The sequence below is a fragment of the Aulosira sp. FACHB-615 genome, assembly GCF_014698045.1.
In the GTDB taxonomy this organism is placed as follows: domain Bacteria; phylum Cyanobacteriota; class Cyanobacteriia; order Cyanobacteriales; family Nostocaceae; genus Nostoc_B.
This window is the reverse complement of sequence record NZ_JACJSE010000007.1, coordinates 87,664-112,572: the sequence shown is the minus strand read 5'-3', so window position 1 is coordinate 112,572 and position 24,909 is coordinate 87,664. Positions and strand designations below refer to the sequence as shown.

Genomic DNA, 24,909 nt, shown 5'->3' with positions numbered 1-24,909 from the left:
AGGCAGAATCAAGTCAAAAGTCAAAAGTCAAAAGTCAAAATTTTTTTACTTTTTACTTTTTACTTTTTACTTTTTTTAGGGGTGTAGGTGTGAAAAATCCTTACACCCATTTTCAACATATAGCCTTTATGCGTGAGTTTTGAATTTAATTGACAATAAAGTGACAGCACTGACAGCTAAAATAGGTGCGATCGCATCTGATTCAGGAATTGGGATAACTCTCCCCGAACCACTAATTGTATTAGTAAAAACGCCAAAATCAGCTACTCTCCGACCAGTTGTCACTAAAAAGTATTTGCGTTGTGATGTTAGTTGTCTGTTGAATGTCACAGTATCGCCAGTGGTGGTTGTACTTGCGATTAAAACATTATTCAACTGTTGATTAAGATTAAAACTATCCTGATATAAAGCCAAGAAAATATCCCATCGAGAATTACTTCCAGATGTACCACTGATAGTATATGTTCCTGATTGATTAACGATAAAATCGAACACATTATAAGGTACACTCATTCCTAATGTGCCATCTCTTTCACCAGAAATCAGCGTAGGTGGATTACCCGGTGCGACACGCCGCCAAATAGGTTGATTTGTTGTATCACCCTGATAAGTAAAGTTGGCTGCTTGAGCCTGTTGAGTAACAGAAATTGCTGTTAATGTTAATCCTAGAGTTACTATTAATTTTTTAATAAAAAACTGAATTTTTAACATAAAACTTTCGCTATAATGAAGTACAAAAAAATAATTAACCGCAGATAAACGCGGATGGACGCAGATGAATCTGGGGAGCATCCCACTTTTTTGAATACGTCATTGCGAGCGCAACGAAGTGGAGTGAAGCAATCGCAAAATCCCTCACTAACAACGAGTCCATGCGATTGCTACCCTGCGGGAAGTCTTACGCCTACGTCGTGCCTCCTCTCTGCGAGACGCTACGCGAACGCAATGACAGGATTATTATTTTGCTGAGTAATAAAAACTGGGATGCACCCATGAATCTGTGTCCTATCCAAGTTAAAAGTGCTATGTTTTGATGTTTTGAAAAAATTAAGGATAGCGAAAATCTTTCAATTCTAAAGGCGAAGGTGGTGCAGAAAGTATGACAATATTTCTTACATTACTAACATAACGTCCACCTGCTCTATCACCAGGAACTACTAAACGAGCAAAACCTTCATCTGTTAGTAATTGAACTGTACCGTCGCTGGCTTTTTTGGCAAATGCAACCAGTACAGATTTATTTTCAAAATTCGGATGAATTTCACCAACAGCTACAACTGCACCATAACAATCAGTCGCTTCAACTAAAACATATTGTCGCAAAAAAGCATTTTTAGTATTCTGCCCAGAATTACCAGGTTTTAGTCCGCCACCAGCTTTTGTATTATTAATCAAATCCCACAGTGTAACTCCATAATATGTTTCGGTTCTGGGGACTGAACCTGTTTGAAAACTCACTGTGAGTTCTGTAACTGCTGATGGATTTTGAGTTTTGATAGTATCTCTTAATTCTGTAAGTTTCTGTAGAGTAAAATTGCTGGCTTGATTTACTTCTCCACTTAGGCGAAACTTATCTACAAATCCTCCCAGACATCTGTTTTTTGCCCAAGGTGCTGGTGTGTCCTGTCTTCGCCAAGGTGAAGAATTACCAGGATCAGCTAAAGTTGGTTGCCAAAATCCGAGTATGGACAGCATTAAAGAAACGCTGGCTATACGGCGTGTAAAATACATACAATATTCCCGAATTACAGTTGATATTTCTATTCAGAAAACTATGGCTGCGCGTACCAAATTAACTTAGTTTCCATCAACTTTGTGAGCAGAAAATGTTTTTCTGTCTCACATTCCTGGAAAAACTAAGTAAATATTCTGATGAGGTAATAATACCAACTTTATTGGATTTAATCAATATAGTTGGTAATTATAAAAGATTTAGCAGCAAATATTGTTGATATACATAGCAAATAGCAGGTTATAACTCTATATTTATTGGTAATGGCACAGTACAGAAATGATGACGGAGTAACTTTTTACTATAACTAATGCCTATTTTTTCAAAAACTATCGAATGTTTGATTAGCTCTAAAAAGCGTCGTTTGTCAAATATACCTTGAATTAGCAAATCTATTTCTGTTGCTTGGGGATGGGGAAAATATTCATAATAACTCTTCTCTCAGCGACTCTGCGTCTCTGCGTGAGATTTTCATATCTGTTTGCATTTTAAGGAAAAAGGATGGGAAGCTTATGTTTCCCATCCTCTCGGAAAATAAACAACCAACCAAATAGTAGAGAAGGAGAACAGTCTAAATAAAATACTAATTCCGCATTAAAAAATCGAAAAAGTTGCGGTTAAAAGCGGTAAAGCGAAAACATCCAAAACAATTAGTCAGCTATGAGCATACCTCCAAATTTTGCTAGATAGAGTGGGCTATTTTCGCCCACCTAAGCTTATTCAGTCGCTAACAAGGTTTACCCAGCAACTATTTCTACGTTGCCTTTTTTGATTGCTTCTAGTGCTTCACCTTCAGCATCTTCTTGGCGCTTTTCTTTCTCGTCTTGCGCTTGTGCTGTGGCGGTGAGTTTCTGCACTTGTTCATCGCTTTCCAGAATACCAAACTCAATCAACAAGTCTTCTAACTCGTCCATCTCTAGAGGAGTTGGAACAGCCATAAAGTCGTTGTTGATAATCTTTGTAGCGAGTGTGCGGTATTCATTCGCTTGGTTACTTTCGGGTGCGTACTCGTTCACTGTCATCCGACGTAATTCAGCGTGTTGAACGATGTTGTCACGAGGTACAAAGTGAATCATTTGAGTGCTAATTCTTCTCGCTAATTCACTAATTAAGTCCCATTCGCGGTCTGTTTTACGGCTGTTACAAATCAAGCCACCTAAGCGCACACCGCCAGAGTGGGCATATTTGAGAATACCGCGAGAGATGTTGTTAGCTGCAAACATCGCCATCATTTCACCAGAAGTAACGATGTAGATTTCTTGCGCTTTGCCCTCACGAATAGGCATGGCAAAACCACCACATACAACGTCACCTAATACGTCGTAGGAGACGAAATCTAGGTCTTGATAAGCGCCGTTTTCTTCAAGGAAGTTGATGGCGGTGATAATACCACGACCAGCGCAACCTACACCGGGTTCAGGGCCACCAGACTCCACGCATCGGATATCACGAAAACCATTGATAACGACTTCTTCGAGTTCCAGGTCTTCGACTGCACCTTTTTCGGCGGCGAGGTGTAGTACTGTGGTTTGGGCTTTACAGTGGAGGATCAAACGAGTAGAGTCAGCTTTGGGGTCGCATCCCACAATCAAAATTCGCTTACCCATTTCTGCCATTGCAGCGAGGGTGTTTTGAGAGGTGGTAGATTTACCAATACCACCTTTACCGTAAAAAGCTATCTGTCTAATTCTTTCGTCAGACATGATGATTTAGTCTCCTAGTAGTGTGTGAATTTGTGTGGGTCTGCGATGTGAAGAGTTCGGACGATGTAGAACGTCGCTGGGGGCGATCGCTCTACGCCCACAACCGTTAAAATCAAATACATATTCAATGAAGTGAAAAATCTGAAGTGTTTTCGCCTTTGGCGTTTGTGTGGGATAGTATGAAGTCTAAAAAGTGTTATCCTTCCCTACTCCCCACTCCCTATTCCCTATCCTAAACAGTCGCTACTACTTCCCCAATTCTCCTAATGTCGTAGCCACCGAGAACTTCTAACTGTGAGTGAACCATACGATGTCCCAAGGTACTCAGCAATTGTTGTATGGGTGCTTCTTCGAGATATTCCTTGAGAATTACTAAGTCGTAGCGTGATTGATGTAATGGGATAAATCCTAACCCGAAGGTTGCAGCGATGGATGCGGTGCTAATACCTGCGTCGGCTAAACCTAACGCCACAGTTTGGGCAACATCTTGATGGCTGGTAACGATTTGGTCAAATCCTTTGACAGCATCAAATGATATCTGCGCTTCTTGCAGTTTGCTTTCTAACAGCATCCGGCTACCAGCACCAGGTTCTCGATTAATAATGGTTGCTTTAGCTTTGACTAAATCAGATAATGTTTCCCAGCCTTGGGGATTACCAGATTGTACTAATAATCCTTCTTCCCATAAACCAAGGGTGATGATAACTGCTGATTTGTCGGCTAAAACTTCTCGTACAAACGGAACATTATGTTCGCCTGTTTTGGGATCATACAGGTGCATCCCGGCAATGTGGGCTTCACCTCTGCATAAACTGTGCAATGCAGCCATGCTGTTGGCAAAGGTAAAATGGACTCGCAACTGCGGATGCCAGCGTTCGGTAGCCCTTGCCCAGAGCGAAATTACAGGGGAACAACCAGCAATTACTACTGTATTGTGCAGTGCTTCGAGGTTGTCATCCAAAAGCCGGACTATGACTTTATCTTTACCTATTTGCTTTGCCGCCTCACCCTCCGGGTTCGACAGTTTGCTTATGCCGGGTAACCCTTTCGGCAGTTCCTTCTGGGGGAAACCCCCAAGATCGGACTGCCTCACCACCGCAACTGTCTCACCATCAGCAGGTGTCATATCTTGACGGAATGCGTCTTTTCCCACTAAGGGGTAAGCTATCCATTGTCCGCCGACTCTCGCTAGGCTAACGCGCAGAGGTTGATTAATTGTGACAGGTTTGGCGAGAGTGGCTTCAATTTCCGGTAAATCTTGCTCTAACCAGAATAGATCCTCTACTTGACAGCCAAGGGCTTTTGCTAGTTTCAGGGTGATGGCTACAGAAGGAGCATACTGCCCTGACTCTACACCACTAATAGTTTGACGAGTTACCCCAGCAATATTAGCTAAATCTTGCTGGCTCATCCCTAAGCGGGTTCTAATTGACTTCAAGTTGTTGCGGAGGTCGCTATCCTGCTTCATTGGCTGCCTTTTTTCTCAACTGTAACTAAGCCTGAGCGGATTTACCTGTATCGGTGCTTGCAAAAGGTTTGCTTTGTTTTTTGCTTTGCGCTTTCGATTCCCTCTACAGAAAGAATAACATACGTCTTGCTAGTTTTCTTGCTAAAAAATCAAAAATTTTTGCGCCAAGTTCATTTTACCTGCTTAATGTTAAGAAATTGAAAAGCCAGAATGCTGATAAAATCCGCTTTTCGGGTTTTTAGGCTGAGATAAAATTTTTCGGAAATTTTGCCTTCATCTTTTTTGTTTATACCATTTAAGTTGGTAAATGGCTGTATTTGATACAGTTTTTGGGTTGAGTTTGGGTTTTGATGCTTTTTAGGCAGGCAGGTAATCTCGCTAGTGAAGTATATACCAACCGATATTGTGACAGGGATCAAGCGATCGCACCATTAACGATTCAATATCACAATGACTTACGCACAAAGATTGGCTATTGAGACTGGGTATATACACCCTTAAACCCCTACACCCTCCCTTGATTTGTCGTCTCACTGCGTAAGTCAATATCCCTTCCTGCAAGATTTTAGAGGCAAGCAAGTATGATTACCGAAGAAGATTTGGCACAGCAATTTGCGACTATTGTCGAACACACTCATCCTAGTGCATGGGAAGTCATTCGCCACTGTTATGTGAAAGTCAACAACCCGCAATTCCGATATCTGCATCCGAGTTATTTTCACAAACGATATGTGACTGTTTATTGTCCAGATAAGCTAATGAGTGCTGTCCTCACACAAAAAAACTTACTGCGAGAAGTCGCCCAGTATTTAGGACTGATGGAAGTTGTGTGCTTGAATGCTACCAACTTAGTACGAGACCCTATGTCTCAACTTAAACACACGCATCCACAATTATGGTTAGATTTATTATGGATTTTGTCAACTAAACATGAAAGTTAATCCTCATAATTTCATCTGAAAAACTTCTGAATTAACTCTTGAGATAGATGTTTTTTTAGATGCGATCGCCTGATTTCAAATATGACTTGATGTAGTAGAGAATTACCCATAATAAAGGGCAGATTTACTGCCCTTTATTTGCTGTATTAATAAACTGATTTAAATTAATTAATCAATAGCAATCATCACATCAGTAGCTTTAACAATGGCATAAACTTCTTTACCTTCAGAGAGTTGCAGATTTTCTGCCGATGATTTTGTAATGATTGCTGTTACTTCTACACCATTGGCAATTTCTACGGTGACTTCTGTATTGACACTGCCAACTTCAACTTTTTTAACTGTCCCTTTTAAAGCATTCCGCGCACTGACTTGCATTTTATATTGCTCCCTGGTTCGGTATTATTGACAGATTCAATATAGCATTTACTATCTTCAAAATTTAGCGATATTAGGATTATCACTCTTTTTTAACCATATTTTTATATTTATCTTATCTCTGTAGTTTATACCAATAAAGTTGGAATAATTGAATAAAGTTGGTAATTTGGCTGTAAGATTATCTTTGAAGACTGAGTGTAAGAATTCAAGGATATAGGGGTGTAAAAGCTTTTCCTCACCTATACCCCCACACCCTTCTTACCCACAGGATGAATATTTTCCTGGGTTGTTAACATTCCCACACAACTTTGCTGGGTAAACTTTTAAACTGTCCTTAACCCGTGATAAACTAGCTTTACCAACTTTATTGGTTTAGTATATACTTTTACCAGTACAGTAGTGTAATTCAGTTCAGGTGTGAGGCTCATGAATAGTGTTTTCCGCAGCGCAGTATGGATCAGTCCAATACTGTTACTTGCTAGTTTTGTTACGACTCAAAAGGCGTTAGCAAATTCTGTAGTTCAGTCTCCAGAGGAATTACAGGCAGAAAGTATCAAGTTAGGTTCACCACAACTAAAAGATCATCTGGTTGCTCAAACGGAAACTGAAGTCAATCAAACCTCTGTATCAGAATTAACGCAAGAAACTGATAATTCCGATACCATGAGTCAAGTAACATCCGTATCGCAACTATCAGATGTCCAACCAACAGACTGGGCATTTCAAGCACTACAATCTTTAGTTGAACGATATGGGTGTATTGCAGGTTATCCCGATAGCACCTATCGGGGTAATCGGGCGATGACGCGCTATGAATTTGCGGCTGGGTTAAATGCTTGTTTGGAAAAAATTAATGAATTAATTGCCACAAGTACCGCCGACGCTGTGAGAAAAGAAGATTTAGAAACCTTACAAAAGCTGCAACAAGAATTTGCTGATGGTTTAGTTGAGTTGCGTGGCAGAATTGACCCATTAGAAGCACGCACCGCCGAACTAGAAGCCAATCAATTTTCCACCACAACCAAATTATCTGGGGATGTGATCTTGACCTTTGGTGGTGTGTATGGTGAAGAAAAAGCTTTAACTTCCGATGCGTGGCGGACTATCAATAATACCCCTGGTGGAAGTAGAACCGCTAGAGAAGCCGCAGCCTATAGAAGTGCTGGCGGACGCGACTTAGCAGATAACACAATTTTTGCTGACCGGGTGCGAATCATCTTTGATTCCAGTTTTTACGGTCAAGACCGCTTGCGCGTGATTTTGAGAGCGAATAATACTCTGGCTTTCAACGCCACAAATCAAGTCTCCGGGACAAATATGACGCGGTTGGCTTGGGATACCACTCTTGAGCCAGATAATAGTTTTGGCTTGGCTAAGTTATTTTATAACTTCCCGATTGGGGATAAGTTAAATGTGACGGTTGATGCTATTGGCGGTTCGTTCTTTGATAATTTCAACACCGTTAACCCCTTATTTTCAGCTGCAACGACAGGCGCTATATCGCGGTTTGGTCGTTTCGCGCCCATTTATCGTGCAAGTAACTCTGGTCTGGCGGTTGGTAGAGGTTCTGGTGTCAGTGCTATCTTCAAGCTGAGTGATGCTATTACTTTGTCAGGTGGTTATATAGCGAGAAATGCCGAAAATCCTCTGGATGGTAGAGGTTTGTTTGATGGGAGTTATGGCGCGTTAGGACAAGTGGCGTTTCAACCAAATAAAGATTTGACTCTGGCTTTTACTTATGCCCATTCTTACTTTAGTGCGGTTGATGGTAATGGCGTTGCAACTGGTGATGTGAATGTCTCCGGTTCGGAAGGAAGTGCGTTTGCGAATAATCCATTTGGAACAACTGCAATTCCTATTGCCACATCAGCTAATCACTATGGCATTCAAAGTAGTTACAAGTTGAGTAATAAATTCATCATATCTGGTTGGGTGGGTTACACACAGGCGATCGCCGAAGCCAGTTCTGGAAGAAACTCTGTTACCAATACAGTCAATAGAGGTGATAAAGCTGATATTTGGAACTGGGCTGTGACTCTAGGATTTCCCGACTTGGGTAAAAAAGGTAATGTCGGTGGGATTATTTTTGGTCAACCGCCAAAGGTAACAAGCAATGATTACGGGCCACGCACTCTGACGGCGACAAGTGCGCGTCGGGAAGATAGCGATACTTCTTACCATTTAGAAGCTTTGTATCGTTATCAAGTTAACAGCAATATCTCAATTACCCCAGGGTTGATCATTCTGTTCAACCCCGAACACAACCGCAACAACGACACTATCTATGTGGGGACAATTCGGACAACTTTCCGATTCTAGAAATTCTTAGTCAAATCTTTTAACTAAGTTGTTTGAGTACTCAACTGCTCAAACAGCTTTTTCATTCTATTCACACTCAAACCTCTCACCACGTACAGAAGATCAGTATATCCTCATAATTTAGGATAGTGGTAGATTAATCTGTACAACAGGTTTTCAGTGTCAAAACTTGTTTAATTTTGATAGCGATCGCCAAAGTTAGGTTCTCTGGTTAGAAAATTTTCTCAACTAAGTGTTTAAGCGTTTATTAAAGGTTCAGGTTGATGTTATGTAGGCGATCGCTTTGGTTCAGGGAACTTATTCTTCGTCAGAATGAGTCGCCGCTAACCGTTGTTCTTTCAAGTTTTGCAACTGCTGTAACAGAGAATCTACCTCGGCTTCCAGGTTCTTAAACTTGGCTTGCTGATCTGCTTGATAATAGGACTTGTTTAGTTCGTTAACTAAAGCAGCTTGGGATTTCCGTTCTGAAACACTAGATGTAGACATTGTTATATTAAATAGATACACAACTCAACTCACACCAATATTAAATATTATAGTAATGTCGGTTTAAGGTTTGTTAAATGATTGTATAGTTTTAATCACATCATTTAATGGATTGTGAGTTTTGTGATAAGCGACGGCGATGAGTAGTGGAGTGTTCCAAAGTTTCGCACTGACGCACCAAGTTTGGCTGTTGAGGATGGGTGTAAGGGTGTGGGGGTATAGGGGTGTAAGCCTTTCAGCCTCACCGAAACCCTTGATTTTTCCTCTCACTCTTAAATCCTAAAAAACGTAGGTGTACAAAGGCTTTATGGTAAACTAACTATCTGCACGAAATAAAAAAATCTCAAAAACTACACCAAACAAAGATAATATTTTTCTGGAATAGGTGGAGAAAGAAAGCTCAAACTTGGCTTTCGTATCCATAAATTAATCAATCTTTAGTGAAAAACTGTTAAAACCTGTGACTGTGAGCTTGTCTGTTGCTAAATCTCATCGCCAACCTTGGCCCGGACTGATAGAAGCCTACCGTGAGTACTTACCTGTCAGTGACACAACGCCTGTTGTTACCTTGTTAGAGGGTAATACTCCTTTAATTCCGGTGCCAGCGATCACAGAACGCATTGGCAGACAAGTGAGTGTATTTGTCAAGTACGATGGCCTCAACCCCACTGGTAGTTTCAAAGACCGGGGAATGACAATGGCCATTTCCAAAGCCAAGGAAGCAGGCGCAAAAGCCGTAATTTGTGCCAGTACTGGTAACACTTCCGCCGCCGCCGCCGCCTATGCTAAACGTGGTGGAATGAAAGCCTTTGTCTTGATTCCTGATGGTTACGTCGCTTTGGGCAAATTGGCACAAGCTTTATTGTATGGTGCCGAAGTTTTAGCAATTAAAGGTAACTTTGACCGCGCCTTAGAAATTGTCCGGGACATGGCTGAGAGTTACCCAATAACCTTGGTAAATTCCGTTAACCCTTACCGTTTAGAAGGACAAAAAACCGGAGCCTTTGAAGTGGTTGATGCTTTGGGTAACGCTCCTGATTGGCTATGTATCCCGGTGGGCAATGCGGGAAATATATCAGCATATTGGATGGGTTTTTGTCAATACCACCAAGCTGGTAAATGCGATCGCCTCCCCAAGATGATGGGATTCCAAGCCGCAGGTGCAGCACCATTAGTCAACGGTCAACCAGTCGCCCATCCTGACACCATCGCCACAGCCATTCGCATCGGGAATCCAGCCAGTTGGGATAAAGCGATCGCCGCGCAAACTGCGAGTCAAGGAAGTTTTGCAGCTGTCACTGATGCAGAAATTCTCGATGCTTATCGCTTATTAGCTGCATCCGAAGGTATTTTCTGCGAACCAGCCAGCGCCGCTTCTGTGGCGGGATTATTAAAAGTCAAAGACCAAGTACCCACAGGTGCAACAGTAGTTTGTGTATTGACTGGTAATGGTTTGAAAGACCCTGATACAGCAATTAAGCACAGTAACAGTCAATTTCAGCAAGGCATCCCCGCAGAACTGAAAGATGTAGCCACCGCAATGGGATTTTAAAAGTTGTTTTTGGCGATATGCGATCGCTTTTCGATCAACTAGAACCCCAGCTTTGTGAAAAAGTTGGGGTTTTATTTACCAATTGCGTATCAATATCATTAAACTTCTTGCATAAATACTTTGGTGTTGCTAACAATACTATTTAAAAGCTCACGCAAAGGCAAGGCAGTGCGTTGGGCGGCTTTGCCGACTTGAAGCAACTGCCGCGCAAAGACGCAAAGAGTAACAGAAAATTCGCTTCAGGTAAGGAAATATTAATACTGCTCATAACTTTGGTAGTTCAGTTGAACTTTCTTCTATGTTATCAGGGTTCTTAAACGTTGCCTTTGGGAGAAATGTAGCGATCGCAGCCTGAAATTTGCCACAAGGGTGATCAATTCAAAATTATGTAGGTGAAAAATCAAACCTATTCTTTAGGATAGATATACCCTTGCGGGAAATTGTGTTTTAGAAAACTTTATGAATATTTTTATACAAATACCGTTGATTCCTTGTAATCATAGCGATGCTGGGCAATCAATGTTGTTATGGCTGCATATTGTATCTGATAGTTTGATTGCGATCGCTTATTATTCTATTCCCTGCACCCTACTATATTTTGTTTGCAAACGCCGAGATTTGCCATTTAACTGGATTTTTTTGCTGTTTGCTTTATTGATGCTCAGTTGTGGTACAACTCACTGGATCGAGATTTGGACACATTGGCATCCTGTCTATTGGCTGAGTGGTGTGATGAAAGCGATCGCATCTGTAATATCACTGTACACTGCATTAGAACTGATACGTTTGATGCCACAAGCACTAGCTTTTCCCAGTTCTGTACAACTAGAAGCCACAAACAAAGAACTAGAGCGAGAAATTAGCGAACGCCAAAAAATAGAAGCGGCTTTACGGTGTAGTGAAGAACGTTGGTACTTAGCTGTGGCTGGTACGAGTGAGGCGATTTGGGATTGGGACATAGCAACTAATCAAACTTATCGCTCAGAACGTTGGTTTGAAATGCTGGGATATGAGCATCATGAATTAAGCTGTGAGGATGATGAATGGAGTAAACGCATACATCCTGATGATTATGCACAAGTAATGGCTGCTCAAACAGCTTATTTATTACAACAAGCCCCAGAGTATAACGTTGAATATCGATTACGCCGTAGAGATGGTAGTTATGGATGGTTTAGATCCCGCGCCAAAGCTGTTTGGGATCAGCAAGGAAACCCTGTGCGGTTGGTTGGTTCATTGGCAGAGATTACAGACCGCAAACAAGTAGAACTCGCTTTGCAAGAACGAGAAGCAATGTTGCGGCGAATTGGCGATAACTTACCGAATGGGGCAATTTATAAAGTCATTCGAGAATTAGATGGTAGCGATCGCTTTTATTATTTAAGTGCGGGAATTGAAAATATCATGGAAGTGAGTGCCGCAGATGCACTCCAAGATGCCAGTCTACTTTATCGTCAGTTTATCCCAGAAGACATCCCCCGACTTGAAACTGCTGAAAATGAGTCAAAACAGCATCTGAGTATTTTTGATATTCAACTGCGAATCTGTACACCCAGTGGTAAATTGAAGTGGTGTCATTTTCGTTCCTCGCCACGTCGGTTGGAAGATGGTCGCATAGCTTGGGATGGCATGGTAGTTGATGTTACAGAACTTAAACGCACTGAAGAAATACTCCGCAAAAATGAAGCTTTGTTAGAAGAAGCGCAGCGCGTTGCTCGTTTGGGTAACTGGGAGTATGACTTGGCTACAGGCAAAATTAGCTGGTCAAAAGGGTTGTTTGAACTTTTTCAACGAGACATTCAACTTTCAACACCCACATATACAGAAAATTTACAGCTATATCACCCCGAAGATCAAGAAAAATTAGACCAAGCTGTCAAGCGTGCTATTACCACTGGTGAATCTTACAAACTAGTTCTGCGTGCTACTAGAACTGACAATGTTGATATTTATGTGGAGGGGATTGGCTATGCCGAGTTTAATAGTAATGGAGAAGTAGCCCGCCTTTACGGTACCGCTCAAGATATTACAGAACGCAAACAAGCAGAAGCCGCTTTACAAGCCAGCGAACGTAGATTTCGTGGCATTTTCAACAATTCATTTCAGTTTATCGGGCTGCTGAGTGTTGATGGAACTTTGCTAGAGGCAAATCAAACTGCGCTCGATTTTGCAGGAATGAAGCCGGACGATGTAATTAATCGGCCATTTTGGGACACACACTGGTGGACAATTTCACCAGAAACTCAAGAGCAACTTAAACAGGCAATTGCTTCAGCAGCTCAAGGAAACTTTGTCCGCTATGAAGTGGAAGTTTTGGGAGCAAATAACCAAGTAGCAACCATTGATTTCTCCTTGCGTCCACTTCAGGATGAAACTGGCGAAGTTATTTTGTTAATTCCTGAAGGACGAGATATTACTGAACGACAAGCGGCATTACGCGATCGCATTCAAGCAGAGGAAAAATTACGTCGCAGTGAATTACAGCTAAATGCTGCCCAGCATATCGCCCATGTTGGCAGTTGGGAATGGAACTTGGGTGATGAACAGCTAATTTGGTCAACGGAAACCTTTCTGATTTTTGGTCTTTCCCCCATTCAACCAGCACCAACTCAAGCCGAATTTCTGCAAATGGTTCACCCAGATGATCGGCCAGTTTTGCAAGCTCATTTTTTAGCGGCGATTGTTGATGCTGTCCCGATTAACGTAGAGTACCGGATTATTCGACCTGATGGCTCAATGCGCTACTTAGAATCAAAAGCAGAGGTAGCTTATGATACAAAACGTCAACAGGTGAAGTTATTTGGAGCCGTTATTGATATTACAGAACGAAAACAAGCTGAGTTAGAAATTATCAAGAGCCGTGATTTGCGTGAAGCCATTTATAACGAATCTGCTGATGCTCTATTTTTGGTTAGTCCCCAAACATTATTAACCATCGACTGCAATTATCGAGCCGTAGAATTATTTGCAGCGCGATGTAAAGCTGACTTGATTGGAATAGAAGGACATACCCTGCATAAACGACCATTTAATTCTCAGGAGGTAGCTGAGATCCTCGCAAAAATGAATCAGCAAGGATATTGGAGCCAGGAAATCGAGTATGTTACCCAGCAGGGCAATTGTTTTTGGGGAAACACCGCAGTTAAACAAATTCAAGTTGCCCAGCAGGTGATGAATCTGGTACGAGTAACTGATATTAGCGATCGCAAACAAGCAGAACAAGCATTGCAAGAAAAAGAAAATTTTTTACGCAGTATTTACGACGGTGTAGCCCAGGCAATTTTTGTGGTTGATGTGGTTGATGATGATTTTCGTTATGCTGGTTTGAACCCTACTCACGAAGAACTCACGGGTTTTTGTTCCGATTATATCCAAGGCAAAACCCCAGAACAGTTGCTTCCTCCCACGGCGGCGATGAAGGTGAGACAACATTATCAAGATTGTCTCAACGCAGGCACAACTATCACTTATGAAGAATGTTTACCATTTAAAGGCCAAGAAACTTGGTGGTTTACCAGCCTGACTCCCTTGAGAGATGATCATCACCGTGTTTACCGCATTGTGGGAAGTTGTATTGATATCACCAAACAAAAACACGCTCAACAAATGCTCGAACTGCAAGCAGTGATTACACGCAACATGGCTGAAGGAATTTGCTTGGTTCGCGCCAGTGATGGAATTATCGTTTATGCCAATCCTAAGTTTGAGAAAATGTTTGGTTATGACACTGATGAATTAATCGGTCTACATATCTCAACTATTAACTATGCTGAGGATCAAGCACAAGCAGAAGCGGTAAACCAAGCCATCAGTGCAACTGTTTTAGAACATGGCGAAGCCAGCTATGAAGTCCACAATGTGAAAAAAGATGGCACACCTTTTTGGTGTAGTGCGACAACTTCTATGTTTGAGCATCCTGAGTATGGAAAAGTTTTCGTTGTCGTTCACCAAGACATTACCGAACAAAAGCAAGTCCAAGAGCAACTAAAAGCATCTCTAAAAGAAAAAGAGGTTTTACTCAAAGAAATTCATCATCGTGTCAAAAACAATTTAGGCATTGTTAGTAGTTTGTTACAAATGCAATGCCGACGGACGCAAGACACCGAAGCCGCAGCAATTCTGCGCGATAGTCAAAACCGCATTGCTTCTATTGCCTTAGTTCATGAAAAACTCTATCGTTCCGCCGATTTAGCAAACATAGATTTTGCCCAATACATCCCCGATTTAACCACTCATTTATTTGATTCTTACAATGTCACGTCTAACTGTATTAAACTTAAAATCCAAGTTAATAATGCCAGCTTAGACATTGAAACAGCCATCCCTTGTGGTTTGATTATCAATGAATTAGTTTCCAATGCTTTAAAATACGCTTTTCCTCATCAAAGTACAGGAGAAATTACCGTTAGCTTAGAGCAACAAGATAATTACAATTTGATATTAATCATTCAAGACAATGGCGTTGGACTACCTCAAAACTTTGATCCGAAACACACAAAAACATTAGGGATTATTCTTGTCCAAGGTTTAGTGAAGCAGTTAAGAGGAACTATTGAAGTTAATTCTCAACAAGGAACAGAATTTAAAATTACTTTTACAAAAAGTAGGGCATGAATATGATAGATATCTCCTCCGATATAAGCACAACCAAGACAGTGAAAGTCTTGGTTGTGGAAGATGAGTATATTCTTGCCATTAATTTGCAAGAAAGTTTAGAGTCTTTGGGCTACACCGTTGTTGATATTGCAGATACCGCAGAAGCCGCTATAGAAAAAGCAACTGTTCTGCGTCCAACCTTGATTTTGATTTGTAGTTAATCCCCAGTTACAGATTAAGTATATGAATCAAGTGGCAGAAACCCTTACAGGCTGGCAATTATATGAAGCGAGAAACCAATTATTAGAAAAAATTTTTTCCCTAGTTGACGAACAAAGTAAAATACCTGTATTAAATCCCATTCATACAGCTTTAGAACAAAAAACTACTGCATATTTAAGCGATCGCACTTTATTAATTACCAAAGATAAAAAAACTATTCCCATTGCCGATAGTGCGGCTCCTCTGCGCGACAACCAAGGTAAAATTACAGGCGCAGTCTTGGTATTTCGAGATGATACCCAACGCAGATTAAGCCAAGAACGCAATCTAGCCAGCGAACGCGCCCATCAGTTAGAAATTCAAATGGCAGAATTGCAACGACTAAACCAATTAAAAGAAGATTTTTTAGCAGCTACTTCTCATGAAATGCGTACGCCATTATCAAATATTAAAATGGCAATTACAATGCTGGAAACTATTCTCGACCGCCGACGGATGATTCAGTCTGGTAAACCTCCTGAATTAAATGCTGTAGCTCGCTACATTAATATCTTACGTTACGAATGCGAACGCGAACTAAATTTAATCGATGATTTATTAAATATGCGTTTTGTAGACGCAGATATGTATCCCTTAGAATTAACTTCTATGCGTCTACAAGATTGGCTACCTCATATTACTGAAAGCTATCAGGATATTGCCCAAACTCAACAGCAAATTTTAAAAGTTGAAGTTCCTCCAGATTTGCCGAATGTGACTACTGATTTGGCTATCTTGACGCGGATTTTATCAGAGTTATTAATGAATGCTTGTAAACATACTCCCTTGGGTGCAATTATTACAGTGGGAGTTCAATTAACCCAAATCTTTAATCAATTAAATTTTCCAGAAATTTCACCTGATGTGCCAATTTCTGGAGTAGAAATTATTGTGAGTAATTCTGGTGTCGAAATTCCGGTCAAAGAACAAGCTCAAATTTTTGAACCGTTTTATCGCATATCCCAAAATCAAAATCAAGATAAATTATCAATTTTTGATTATACCCAAGTTATGCAAAACGCATCTACATTTAATCATGGTAGTGGGTTAGGTTTAACTTTGGTCAAAAAACTCGTGGAATATCTGCAAGGAAATATTACAGTTACTAGTTCTCAAGGTTGGACAAGGTTTATAGTTCAGTTACCATTAACCTTGTCAGAGCATGTTTAGTGAAAAATTGATCATAAAGACAGTAGGAGACACGGGGGACACAGGGGACACGGGAGACACGGGAGACACGGGGGACAAGGGAGACAAGGGGGACAAGGGGGACAAGGGGGACAAGGGGGACAAGGGGGACAAGGAAGCAAGATTTATACTTTACATTTCTACCTTGTCTACCCCCTCTCCCTTGTCTAATTCCACTCAGCACTTTTTCAAAGGCCTAAATGTTGGCGTAGTGCTTGGCGCATAATCTCAACTGGTACAGTTTCTGTTTGTAACCAAATTTTTAAGGCTGCTGCACCTTGTTGAACTAGCATTTCTAAGCCATCAATGACTATAGCGCCTTGATTTTGGGCTTGTTGGAGGAATTTTGTTGGTTTGGGGATGTAAATTAAATCATAAGCGATCGCACCTTGGGGTAAATCAGCCATTTCTGCAACACTTAAAGGCGAGTTTTCTACTTGGGGATACATCCCAATGGGGGTTGTATTCACCAATAAATGTGCTTGCGGAATCAATTTGGACAAACTAGCCCAGGGATAAACCTGCAATTTTTCGGCTATGGGTGAACTTCCCCAACTATCACGAAACTCGATTAATCTTTGTTCATCGCGCCCCACAACATAAATTTCTGCAAAACCCAGTTGATAACAGCCTGCAACTACAGCCCTCGCTGCACCACCATTACCTAAAATAACTGCTACTTTCTGACTCCAATCTTGTTGGTATGTTGTTTGTAAGGGGGCGATGAATCCTTCAATATCTGTGTTTGTCCCTATCCATCCCTGATTTTGGCGAGTCACAGTATTAACTGCACCTATCGCCTGGGCTACGGGGGTAATTTCTGATAATAACGGCATAATTGCCTGTTTATGGGGAATTGTCACACTAAAACCTTTTACCCCAATTGCCGCAAAACCTGCGATCGCTATTTCTAAGTTATCAGGTGCAATCGGCAAAGGTAAATAAACGTAATCTAACCCTAATTCTGATATCGCAGCATTGTGCATCAACGGTGACAGTGAATGTTCCACCGGATGTCCAATTACCCCTAATAATTTGGTAGTGCCTGTAATTTTAGTCATTGGTCATTTGTCATTTGTCATTGGTCATTAGTTCTTCTCCCCCACACCTCCCACCCCTCCCACACTTCCCACACCTCCCACACCCCTATACCCTCACACCCCTATACCCTCACATCCTCTACAATTATTAACAACTACTTAACATTACTTAAAATTATGCAAGTTAGTACAGCCCCTTTGACAAATCCGGTTCCTGGGCAATATTGGCAGTGGCGAGGGCAGAAAATTTACTATGTACATGCAGGAAATTCACAATCCCAACGTCCACCGTTGCTGTTGGTGCATGGGTTTGGTGCTTCTACAGACCACTGGCGAAAGAATATTAGTGGATTGTATCAAGATTTTGAAGTGTTTGCGATCGACTTGTTGGGATTTGGGCGATCGGCTAAACCCAAACTCCAGTACAGTGGAGACTTATGGCGTGACCAACTGCATGATTTTATCAGTGAAATCATTGGTCGCCAAGCGATCGTTGCAGGTAACTCTCTTGGTGGCTATGCAAGTTTGTCTGTTGCTGCCCAATATCCTGATAGTGTTGCTGGGGTAGTATTACTCAATAGTGCTGGCCCTTTTAGCGAAACTCAAGCCACAGCAGAACCAGAAGCGTTACAATCACAAATCCAACCGCCCAAACAACCATCACCCCTACAGAAAATCTTGGGTAGTAGTGTCAAGTGGATTTTTAAACAATCTTTTTCCCGGTTTGTGATATTTCAATATGTGCGACAACGTTGGGTAATTCGCCGCACTTTAGAAAAAGTTTATTTAGATAAAACCGCAATTACAGACCAATTAGTAGAGGAAATTGCTCGCCCTGCTTATGATACAGGGGCTTTTGATGTGTTTGTTTCTGTTTTTAGCAGTCCTCAAGGGGAAAAAGTTGATGTGCTGTTACAACGCTTAACTTGTCCTTTATTATTACTTTGGGGCGAAGCTGATCCTTGGATGAAGGCGCGAGAACGTTCACAAAAATTCCGCCAATATTACCCCCAACTGACTGAATATTTTCTCAAGGCTGGTCATTGTCCCCATGATGAAATTCCAGATCAGGTCAATCAACTTTTAAGAGATTGGGTGATATCTATTTCTGAGTAAAAATGTAAAGTCATAATTCTATGTGAAAACGAGTGACATACTCTTTCAAGTAGGTTGGGTGTAGGGGTACAGAGGTATAGGGGAGCCAAGTGGCGTGTGTATGTATCTAAAACCCTTACGCCACAAACCCTTACACCCTTATACCCAATCTTAATAGACAATCTTGGTGCGTAAGTCCTGAAAGAGTGTTTTTTCAGAGTATATGCACCGTTTTCTCTGGAGAAATAATGATATTATTTCTCAATAATCCTCAGATTGTTCGAGAGATTGAATGCTCAGTAATGAAACGACTGCAATATTGTTTGCCCTAATATCGGCGTTTTTTGCAGCTTTAACGACTATCTTCGCCAAGATAGGAGTCGAGACGATTAACCCCAATTTAGCAACTGCGATCCGCACCGTAGTTATTTTAGTCATGGTTTGGGGTTGGGTTTTTGCCAAAGGACAACTAGATACACTGCTGACAATTTCGCCTAAAACTCTGTTATTTCTCGTCTTTTCTGGTTTATCAACGGGTTTATCTTGGTTATTTTACTTTCGGGCTTTACAAGTCGGGAAAGCTTCTTTAGTCGCGCCTTTAGATAAATCGAGTTTACTTTTGGTACTGGTTTTTTCAGCACTGTTTCTCAAAGAACAACTAACGCCGCAAGTGATGTTGGGAACTGGCTTGATTTTAGCTGGTACACTGGTTTTGATTCGTTAATATAAGCTAGTACAATTTAAGCTTTATTTGATAACAGGACTTACGCACCAAAATTGTTTGTGGGGATTGGGTGTAGGGGTGAAAGGGTATGGGGTGAAAGGGTTTTGAATACTTACACCCTTACAACCTCATACCCCTGCACCCTGTTCTAAAACCTTATTTTTTCGTTTTTTTGCGTAAGTCCTAGATATATTGAATGACAACCGCCTCACAATCTTAACTTATAACCAATGAGACTCAGCATTTCAAACCACATGCTGCACTTGGCGATCGAGAAAACGTTCTACCTCGGAAGTATTTATTAGCTTGATAAAATCAGCGACCAACTAAACCAACTGATGACAAATCAACCGCCTCAAACCTTGGATGTGGGTTTTAAGAATAGCCACGCTACAAAAAATGTCGCTGCTGTGAATAGTTGCGTTAAATCTAAAGCAGAGAGATAACCATCTGCAAAAGAAGCGATACTGCGATCGGTAATGCCAAAGACCCAAGAAGAGAGTCCAAATAGCCAAATCCCATTCTTGAGATTGCCTACGAACTCTTTAGAGTCGGATGTTTTTTGGTCTTTCATGTCTTCTACTCCGATGGTGGAAAATCCAGTATCTGCAAATAAAGAACGTTTTGATTTTTGACACTGATTTATAACTATATTAATAAATATTTCTTGGTCTTGACTAAAATGCCAAAAGACACATCTAGTAAATTCATCATTTATCTTTGGTAGTTATATCTCTGGGAGAATACCTAACCAGGGCAAAATTAAGTCACAATAGCAGTAGGCAATCATAGAGGGTGCTGCTATGGATCGTCTAGTTCAAATTCTTCAGAATATCTTTATTCGCCTTGAAGGTTATTTTTCTGTAGTTTTTAAGGCTGTTTTCGGTTTTTTTGGAAGTATTTTTGGCTTTTTTGCGAAAGTTTTCGGATTTAATAGCTCTGGCTATTATTTGGAATCTGATGCGGCGCAAACTATCAAGCGAGTTTCAGAAGAACCAGCAAAAACAGAGCAGAAAACCACCTCGGAAACTCCTTCATTTGTCCGCCGTCGTTCTCAGAAAAAAGTAGAAGACTATTATCTCAACATGGCTCGTGATGTTGGCAAGAAGTAAAAATTAACTGCCAATATCAATCATCTTCAGGTGGGCAATGTTTACAACATAACAGTCTGTTGAAACCCGATTGTGAACTATTGGCTCACCTGATTTTAAACTGGGTCACACTGACTTCAACTTCATAAACCATCATCATCTGGCGGTGCGTTAGGCGCTTGTATGTAGTTGTTGTGATTCATTCGCTCACAATATGCGCCTAACACACCTACGAGAACTTTTACTTTATCAGGACTTATGAAAGTGTCAAAATTGGTAGTTGGTGCGTGACGCTATCAATCTTATGACTACGTTCAAATCTTCTCTTTGCGTCACACACCCTACAGAAAAAATATGTCAGTTGCGTAAGTCCTATTTATAAATAACCTCTAAACCATGTGTTGCAGTCGAGACAAACGCTCTGAGTAGTTTTTGATGACGTGTAGTGCAAACATAGGTGTTTCTTGAACGGCGAAGAGAAATCTTCTTTCGTCTAAGGAGACGAGTTTGCATTCAGTTTTAGCGATCGCAGTATAAGTCCGATTCTTGATGCCTACAAGTACCCCTGTTCCAAACACATCACCAGTTGTAATTGTCTCTACAACTTTGCCGTTCACTAAGATGTTAATTTCTCCTGCGATAATACCAAGCATAAAATCACCAGCCTGTCCTTCTGCAAAGATGATCTGACCGGCTGCATATATTTGAGGTTCGGCTTGTTTTTGAAATATCTCAATGGTTACAACTGGATTTAACAACATTAGAGCAGTACCAAACTTATACTTAGGCGATATAAACCAGAGTAGATTATACTACTAGGGTTTGATATGCCAGTGACAAACTCAACAGATATTCATGCAGTTTATGGAAAGGTTTAAAAACCTGTAGAGTCAGATTTGAGATAAGAAGAATAGAGACAAGGGGGACAAGGTAGATAGATATTTGTCAATCAAATAGGATGGCTATATGTAGGATTTAATTTGATTTCTGAAAAAAATCAGTACATCCAGAAAAGATTTCTTTTCTACTCCCTACTCCCTGACTACATCAGTAAATTCGGAAATAAAACCATATTTCTATATCTTTAGATACTAGTATTTTCTGTAGATTTATCATTTTTTGCTAATTATTGTTAGTTTTTATTTACTAAAGATGAATGGCTAATGACGGATGAATAAATATTTTAATATCGCTAAAATCATTGACAAGTTTGGATTTTAGCTAAGGTTTGAATATGCGACGTATTGCTGATTTTATGTTGCTGATTGTTTGTGGCGGGGTTTGGTATTTACTGGGGATTTTATCAGCGATCGCTACACCGCCAATGCAAGTTAGAGAAGAAAGTCAAAGTCGCAAACCCCAAAATTTACTGGATAACAGTGATTGTTTATATAATGCGCGATCGCCTTATATTCAATGTGCTGTCAATCCAACACAATTGTGTGAGCAATGTATGTATTTTGTAGAATATAGCAATCCTCAATAATTGGTCTTTGTTTGTCACATCTCAAATCAGACTGCTATATTCTCAGATACTTCCCCTCTCATTCTGTAGAATTAAATTGAAGCTAACCCAGATTTGAGGGTGAAGTAAGCAGCACAAAATCGACCACCATCGGGATGTTTGAGTACGGCTTTTCCTAAATAAAAATCATCATCAATTTGAACTAATTGGTCTACCAACTCCCGAATCATAAATCGAGGGTTTTCTGGTAAATCGAAGCTCAAACGTAAAACGTCAATATCTGGTTCTAATAAACATTGATCACGGGAGGTCTGAAATTTAAATGCCAGGGTTCTTCCTCTCGTATCTGCCACATAACCATTATATGAAGGCCAAATTAAGCGCCCTAGTAATAAACCATCATTGGTAAAAATATTATCACCAGTGTGATTGTTGGCATCAAATGTTTTACCTTCCCAAGGTAGCCACATCTTTGTGATGATATCTAACCAACTATCTAAAACTGGATTGAAATTAGCAGTCAAAAACTCACCCCAATAGCGCCCGTTTAAAGTTTGTTCTGGAACTTTACCTTGGCGATAAATCTGATCTAAGGCGGCAATTCCACCTTTTTGGTCAGATTTTAACTGTCTTTTCGCTACTTCCAGTTCTGCACGTAAATTAACATTGAGTTGCTGATCAATATTCATGAGTCGCCTCACTGAGTTTAGTTGATTCCTGAATGCTAGGATTGACGCAATGAAGGAGATTTCACTATTGAGACTCAATCAAGTAACTGCTTATATTATGACAATTCACAACGCTAGATTCAGTCACCAGCGCCAGATTGAGTAAATTTACCTGAATCGGTCGGCTTAATTATCCACCTCAGACTTCCCCAGACAGTAAATTTGACTACCGTTGAATTTTTAATTTTTGCCAATTTGGCAAACAAATTGTTGTGAATACTGATATTGTTTGTATTGTGCAAGGGGTGTACCAGAAGTTGTCCTGACTTTATGGTCGGGGCAACTTCTCCAAAAATATTACCAGCAAGAAAAGTAGTACAGATAAACTGAGTCACCCAAGTCGTCTCAAAGTATTGTTCTCCGGGGTGTTAGTGCTGAGTTTTAAATAAGGTTAATAAAAGATAAAAATTAAATTAAAAATTTATAATTTATATATATAAATTGCAATAAATTCTGACTGCTGGGCGAAAATTGATGGTTTTTATAAAGTGTTAAGAGTTATTATCGATCCCAAGGAATAAATTAACAACTTGTAAAAAATCATATCAATTGAGTGAACTACCCAAGCGTTTACATTTCGGAACAAACCAGTCCCATAAATTTAACTGGCGATATGGGACAAGCTGTGCAAATTTCTATTCATGCACCGAGTAAATATATATGTACTAATTGCGAACGGATATTACCAGATTGGAAACAAGAACCCTTTTTTTGGGTTGTGGTTGTTTTGCAGCGATCGCAATTTTCTTTAGTGGAAAGCACCAAAGAAATCGAGGCGGAGAAACAAAAGTTACGCCAAAGGTTTATGGGATTTGGTTGTGATGTGGCTTTTGAATTGCGCGATCGCGGTTATCTCTCAGACTTAATTGATCCGCGTACAGGCTATCCTTTACTTTCGCGTCCCGGTGCAATGCCGCACAATGATACTGCTGTAGTTAAAGCGTTACTTGGCTATCCAGTCATTAAAAATAAATGCTGTGTGCTGGTTCATCCAATTTGGGGTACAGCAGTTTATCCGAGTATTTTAATCTCCGCCGCACCGCCAACGCTGATTGAATTTGTCGTTAAAGAAATCGCCTGTCAACATGGATGGGAAGAGGAAGTATGAAGTAAGCTGTTAAGCATTTAATTTGCACATTTAGGCCGCAGAGGGGCAGGGGGCAGGGAGCAAGGGAGAGGGTTTACAGCGTTTGCCAAAATGAAAATGATGCAATTTAAATGACGATTAGCTTATGAAAGTTTTTTTCAAGGATTTTTATGATCCAGACATTAGTAATGATTTTACTTCTTCCTCCGGTTGGTGAGCGAAGCCGAACCACTGCCTTCTTTTGCAAGACTGCGATATTCCCAAGGGTTGGTAAATTTGCTATCACTCCAAACACCTAGTTTTTGCTGTTGTGCTTGTGCTTCTGCTTTTTGAACTAAATCTTTACTCGGACATTTGTTTAGATAAGGGCGATAAACCTTAGCTAAACCTTCTTTTAATAAGACTTCTTGGACAAAAGTACCATCTTTTAAGCGGACTTCTGCAACCTTTCTACCATAGCGATCGCTATCTGTAATCGTCAACATCACGCGATCGCCTGATTGTTGGACTAATTGTTGTAAGCGTGCTTGTGCTTTGGCACCCCAGTCAAATTGATTGCGATCGCTGGCGAGTTTACTGTTCCTTTCTTTTTGGGAATGGGGTACTTCTGGCGCATCAATACAAGCAAAGCGCACATTGAATTTAATTCCTTTTGCATCTTTGACAGCTAAAGTATCCCCATCACTCACCCGTTCTACCAAGTCTCCAGAAGCACCAAAGAATTTATCGCAACTCACCAAACCCAAAACCATCACAACTGCACTTAGCCAAAGTACCATCTGTTTTGTTAATTTCTGCATTCAACCTCACCTAACTCTGATGGATGATACTATATTTGATTTTTGAAATAGATGCGGCTCCGATGGAAGTGGCAACATTAAAAATAGTGATATATTTACTGAGATCGGTTCTGATGGGGAGCAGCCATCAGACGTAAGGGGGAAAGTTCGGTGAGAATCCGGCACTGTCCCGCAACTGTGAACCAAAATTGGGTGAGTCAGGATGCCCGCCGATATAACTGAATATATTTACATAAATCTGCGAGGTACAGA

Annotated in this window: 23 protein-coding genes and 1 riboswitch; of the genes, 12 read left to right on the top strand and 11 right to left on the bottom strand. The window is 40.7% G+C overall.

What is annotated here, in order from left to right; translation table 11 throughout:
- Positions 1-126: 126 nt before the first annotated feature.
- The 4 genes from H6G77_RS13905 to H6G77_RS13890 form a co-directional block, all read right to left on the bottom strand.
- Positions 127-711 (bottom strand): PEP-CTERM sorting domain-containing protein, encoded by a 585-nt coding sequence (locus H6G77_RS13905; RefSeq protein WP_190669990.1) that lies wholly within the window; start codon positions 709-711, stop codon positions 127-129.
- A gap of 336 nt (positions 712-1,047) precedes the next feature.
- A complete protein-coding gene (locus H6G77_RS13900) occupies positions 1,048-1,731 on the bottom strand; it encodes a hypothetical protein (RefSeq protein WP_190871855.1) in 684 nt (227 codons plus the stop codon).
- A 738-nt stretch (positions 1,732-2,469) separates the two neighbouring features.
- On the bottom strand, positions 2,470-3,435 hold the full coding sequence (gene nifH / locus H6G77_RS13895) for a nitrogenase iron protein (RefSeq protein WP_190592125.1): 966 nt from the start codon (positions 3,433-3,435) through the stop codon (positions 2,470-2,472).
- A 232-nt stretch (positions 3,436-3,667) separates the two neighbouring features.
- Positions 3,668-4,903, bottom strand: coding sequence for a substrate-binding domain-containing protein (locus H6G77_RS13890; RefSeq protein ID WP_190669992.1), 1,236 nt, complete (start codon positions 4,901-4,903; stop codon positions 3,668-3,670).
- A 350-nt stretch (positions 4,904-5,253) separates the two neighbouring features.
- On the opposite strand from H6G77_RS13890, the gene H6G77_RS36245 reads away from it, so the two are divergent.
- Positions 5,254-5,382 carry a hypothetical protein gene (locus H6G77_RS36245; RefSeq protein WP_277877203.1) on the top strand — a complete coding sequence of 43 codons (129 nt, stop codon included), beginning with the start codon at positions 5,254-5,256 and terminating at the stop codon, positions 5,380-5,382.
- Between the two features lie 102 nt (positions 5,383-5,484).
- A complete protein-coding gene (locus H6G77_RS13885) occupies positions 5,485-5,844 on the top strand; it encodes a hypothetical protein (protein WP_190592127.1) in 360 nt (119 codons plus the stop codon).
- 168 nt (positions 5,845-6,012) lie between these two features.
- On the opposite strand, the gene H6G77_RS13880 is transcribed toward H6G77_RS13885, so the two are convergent.
- Positions 6,013-6,222 carry a molybdopterin-binding protein gene (locus H6G77_RS13880; RefSeq protein WP_190592128.1) on the bottom strand — a complete coding sequence of 70 codons (210 nt, stop codon included), beginning with the start codon at positions 6,220-6,222 and terminating at the stop codon, positions 6,013-6,015.
- A 429-nt stretch (positions 6,223-6,651) separates the two neighbouring features.
- Here H6G77_RS13880 and H6G77_RS13875 point away from each other — a divergent pair, with 429 nt between their 5' ends.
- A complete protein-coding gene (locus tag H6G77_RS13875; protein ID WP_190592129.1) occupies positions 6,652-8,544 on the top strand; it encodes an iron uptake porin in 1,893 nt (630 codons plus the stop codon).
- Positions 8,545-8,841: 297 nt separating this feature from the next.
- On the opposite strand, the gene H6G77_RS13870 is transcribed toward H6G77_RS13875, so the two are convergent.
- Positions 8,842-9,030 (bottom strand): hypothetical protein, encoded by a 189-nt coding sequence (locus tag H6G77_RS13870; protein WP_190592130.1) that lies wholly within the window; start codon positions 9,028-9,030, stop codon positions 8,842-8,844.
- A 460-nt stretch (positions 9,031-9,490) separates the two neighbouring features.
- Here H6G77_RS13870 and thrC point away from each other — a divergent pair, with 460 nt between their 5' ends.
- From thrC to H6G77_RS13855, 4 genes are all read left to right on the top strand, one after another.
- On the top strand, positions 9,491-10,582 hold the full coding sequence (gene thrC, locus H6G77_RS13865; protein WP_190871854.1) for a threonine synthase: 1,092 nt from the start codon (positions 9,491-9,493) through the stop codon (positions 10,580-10,582).
- A gap of 459 nt (positions 10,583-11,041) precedes the next feature.
- Positions 11,042-15,196, top strand: a complete 4,155-nt coding sequence (locus H6G77_RS13860; RefSeq protein WP_190871853.1) for a PAS domain S-box protein — start codon at positions 11,042-11,044, stop codon at positions 15,194-15,196.
- 2 nt (positions 15,197-15,198) lie between these two features.
- Positions 15,199-15,399, top strand: coding sequence for a hypothetical protein (locus tag H6G77_RS35700; protein WP_242049217.1), 201 nt, complete (start codon positions 15,199-15,201; stop codon positions 15,397-15,399).
- Between the two features lie 22 nt (positions 15,400-15,421).
- Positions 15,422-16,609: a sensor histidine kinase KdpD gene (locus tag H6G77_RS13855; RefSeq protein WP_242049216.1), complete on the top strand. Its 1,188-nt coding sequence runs from the start codon at positions 15,422-15,424 to the stop codon at positions 16,607-16,609.
- 206 nt (positions 16,610-16,815) lie between these two features.
- Here the strand turns inward: H6G77_RS13855 and H6G77_RS13845 are convergent, their stop codons facing one another.
- Positions 16,816-17,688 (bottom strand): shikimate dehydrogenase, encoded by an 873-nt coding sequence (locus H6G77_RS13845; protein ID WP_190871851.1) that lies wholly within the window; start codon positions 17,686-17,688, stop codon positions 16,816-16,818.
- Between the two features lie 156 nt (positions 17,689-17,844).
- Between H6G77_RS13845 and H6G77_RS13840 the strand changes: the two genes are divergently transcribed.
- Together H6G77_RS13840 and H6G77_RS13835 are read left to right on the top strand one after the other, a co-directional pair.
- A complete protein-coding gene (locus tag H6G77_RS13840) occupies positions 17,845-18,783 on the top strand; it encodes an alpha/beta fold hydrolase (protein ID WP_190871850.1) in 939 nt (312 codons plus the stop codon).
- Between the two features lie 271 nt (positions 18,784-19,054).
- Complete coding sequence (locus H6G77_RS13835; RefSeq protein ID WP_190670005.1) at positions 19,055-19,486, top strand: EamA family transporter; 432 nt, start codon at positions 19,055-19,057, stop codon at positions 19,484-19,486.
- Positions 19,487-19,841: 355 nt separating this feature from the next.
- On the opposite strand, the gene H6G77_RS13830 is transcribed toward H6G77_RS13835, so the two are convergent.
- Positions 19,842-20,060, bottom strand: coding sequence for a hypothetical protein (locus H6G77_RS13830; protein ID WP_190592138.1), 219 nt, complete (start codon positions 20,058-20,060; stop codon positions 19,842-19,844).
- A gap of 229 nt (positions 20,061-20,289) precedes the next feature.
- Here H6G77_RS13830 and H6G77_RS13825 point away from each other — a divergent pair, with 229 nt between their 5' ends.
- A complete protein-coding gene (locus H6G77_RS13825) occupies positions 20,290-20,598 on the top strand; it encodes a threonine dehydratase (RefSeq protein ID WP_190670006.1) in 309 nt (102 codons plus the stop codon).
- 368 nt (positions 20,599-20,966) lie between these two features.
- On the opposite strand, the gene H6G77_RS13820 is transcribed toward H6G77_RS13825, so the two are convergent.
- Positions 20,967-21,335, bottom strand: coding sequence for a cyclic nucleotide-binding domain-containing protein (locus H6G77_RS13820; RefSeq protein ID WP_190670114.1), 369 nt, complete (start codon positions 21,333-21,335; stop codon positions 20,967-20,969).
- 476 nt (positions 21,336-21,811) lie between these two features.
- Here H6G77_RS13820 and H6G77_RS13815 point away from each other — a divergent pair, with 476 nt between their 5' ends.
- The gene (locus H6G77_RS13815; protein ID WP_190670008.1) at positions 21,812-22,063 is read left to right on the top strand and encodes a DUF6464 family protein; all 252 of its coding nucleotides are present in this window, start codon (positions 21,812-21,814) and stop codon (positions 22,061-22,063) included.
- Positions 22,064-22,134: 71 nt separating this feature from the next.
- On the opposite strand, the gene H6G77_RS13810 is transcribed toward H6G77_RS13815, so the two are convergent.
- Positions 22,135-22,731: a hypothetical protein gene (locus H6G77_RS13810; RefSeq protein WP_190670010.1), complete on the bottom strand. Its 597-nt coding sequence runs from the start codon at positions 22,729-22,731 to the stop codon at positions 22,135-22,137.
- Between the two features lie 652 nt (positions 22,732-23,383).
- Between H6G77_RS13810 and H6G77_RS13805 the strand changes: the two genes are divergently transcribed.
- A complete protein-coding gene (locus H6G77_RS13805; protein ID WP_190871960.1) occupies positions 23,384-23,878 on the top strand; it encodes a methylmalonic aciduria and homocystinuria type D protein in 495 nt (164 codons plus the stop codon).
- A gap of 173 nt (positions 23,879-24,051) precedes the next feature.
- Here H6G77_RS13805 and H6G77_RS13800 read toward each other — a convergent pair whose 3' ends face one another.
- Positions 24,052-24,657 carry a thermonuclease family protein gene (locus H6G77_RS13800; protein ID WP_190592142.1) on the bottom strand — a complete coding sequence of 202 codons (606 nt, stop codon included), beginning with the start codon at positions 24,655-24,657 and terminating at the stop codon, positions 24,052-24,054.
- Between the two features lie 88 nt (positions 24,658-24,745).
- Positions 24,746-24,886: riboswitch (cobalamin riboswitch) on the top strand.
- Positions 24,887-24,909: the final 23 nt, after the last annotated feature.

Coding starts and splice junctions, on each gene's coding strand:
- H6G77_RS13825 (WP_190670006.1), top strand. CDS start 20,290: ATGGATCGTCTAGTTCAAATTCTTCAGAATATCTTTATTCGCCTTGAA.
- H6G77_RS13885 (WP_190592127.1), top strand. CDS start 5,485: ATGATTACCGAAGAAGATTTGGCACAGCAATTTGCGACTATTGTCGAA.
- H6G77_RS35700 (WP_242049217.1), top strand. CDS start 15,199: ATGATAGATATCTCCTCCGATATAAGCACAACCAAGACAGTGAAAGTC.
- H6G77_RS13830 (WP_190592138.1), bottom strand. CDS start 20,060: ATGAAAGACCAAAAAACATCCGACTCTAAAGAGTTCGTAGGCAATCTC.
- H6G77_RS13810 (WP_190670010.1), bottom strand. CDS start 22,731: ATGAATATTGATCAGCAACTCAATGTTAATTTACGTGCAGAACTGGAA.
- nifH (WP_190592125.1), bottom strand. CDS start 3,435: ATGTCTGACGAAAGAATTAGACAGATAGCTTTTTACGGTAAAGGTGGT.
- H6G77_RS13900 (WP_190871855.1), bottom strand. CDS start 1,731: ATGTATTTTACACGCCGTATAGCCAGCGTTTCTTTAATGCTGTCCATA.
- H6G77_RS13870 (WP_190592130.1), bottom strand. CDS start 9,030: ATGTCTACATCTAGTGTTTCAGAACGGAAATCCCAAGCTGCTTTAGTT.
- H6G77_RS13875 (WP_190592129.1), top strand. CDS start 6,652: ATGAATAGTGTTTTCCGCAGCGCAGTATGGATCAGTCCAATACTGTTA.
- H6G77_RS13905 (WP_190669990.1), bottom strand. CDS start 711: ATGTTAAAAATTCAGTTTTTTATTAAAAAATTAATAGTAACTCTAGGA.
- H6G77_RS13800 (WP_190592142.1), bottom strand. CDS start 24,657: ATGCAGAAATTAACAAAACAGATGGTACTTTGGCTAAGTGCAGTTGTG.
- H6G77_RS36245 (WP_277877203.1), top strand. CDS start 5,254: ATGCTTTTTAGGCAGGCAGGTAATCTCGCTAGTGAAGTATATACCAAC.
- H6G77_RS13840 (WP_190871850.1), top strand. CDS start 17,845: ATGCAAGTTAGTACAGCCCCTTTGACAAATCCGGTTCCTGGGCAATAT.
- H6G77_RS13860 (WP_190871853.1), top strand. CDS start 11,042: ATGAATATTTTTATACAAATACCGTTGATTCCTTGTAATCATAGCGAT.
- H6G77_RS13890 (WP_190669992.1), bottom strand. CDS start 4,903: ATGAAGCAGGATAGCGACCTCCGCAACAACTTGAAGTCAATTAGAACC.
- H6G77_RS13845 (WP_190871851.1), bottom strand. CDS start 17,688: ATGACTAAAATTACAGGCACTACCAAATTATTAGGGGTAATTGGACAT.
- H6G77_RS13855 (WP_242049216.1), top strand. CDS start 15,422: ATGAATCAAGTGGCAGAAACCCTTACAGGCTGGCAATTATATGAAGCG.
- H6G77_RS13880 (WP_190592128.1), bottom strand. CDS start 6,222: ATGCAAGTCAGTGCGCGGAATGCTTTAAAAGGGACAGTTAAAAAAGTT.
- H6G77_RS13815 (WP_190670008.1), top strand. CDS start 21,812: ATGCGACGTATTGCTGATTTTATGTTGCTGATTGTTTGTGGCGGGGTT.
- H6G77_RS13835 (WP_190670005.1), top strand. CDS start 19,055: ATGCTCAGTAATGAAACGACTGCAATATTGTTTGCCCTAATATCGGCG.
- H6G77_RS13805 (WP_190871960.1), top strand. CDS start 23,384: ATGGGACAAGCTGTGCAAATTTCTATTCATGCACCGAGTAAATATATA.